The sequence below is a fragment of the Desulfobulbus alkaliphilus genome, assembly GCF_016918545.1.
In the GTDB taxonomy this organism is placed as follows: Bacteria; Desulfobacterota; Desulfobulbia; order Desulfobulbales; family Desulfobulbaceae; genus Desulfobulbus; species Desulfobulbus alkaliphilus.
The window spans coordinates 1-394 of sequence record NZ_JAFFQC010000407.1; the positions used below are offsets into that span (position 1 = coordinate 1).

Annotated in this window: 1 protein-coding gene; it reads left to right on the forward strand. The window is 67.5% G+C overall.

Annotation, left to right across the window (positions count from 1 at the left end):
• Positions 1–394: polysaccharide biosynthesis/export family protein (locus JWG43_RS21155; protein WP_205244486.1), on the forward strand; the 394-nt coding region annotated here is incomplete at both ends.

Consider the following 394-nt stretch of genomic DNA (forward strand, 5'->3'; position numbering starts at 1 on the left):
ATCCGCAGGTGCTGGTATCCATCGCCGGCAACGCGTCCAACACGGTCAACGTGCTTGGCGACGTGCGCCAGCCGGGCCGCGCGCCCCTGGGGGGCAACAGCGACCGCATCCTGTACGTGATCGCTGCGGCCGGCGGCTCAGCTCGCACCACCGACGACCTGACCATCTCGATCCAGCGCGAGGGCCGCACCTACACCGCGCCCCTGTCGGCGGTGACAACCGAGTTCGGCGAGAACGTGCGTCTGCAGCGCGGCGACGTGGTCAATGTTCAGTACAAGCCCCGTCGTTTCTCGACCTTCGGCGGCCTGAACGCCGTGGCCCAGGTCGATATGCCGGCCGGTCCCGTGACCTTGACAGGCGCCTTGTCCAAGGTCGGCGGTCTGAACACCAATAC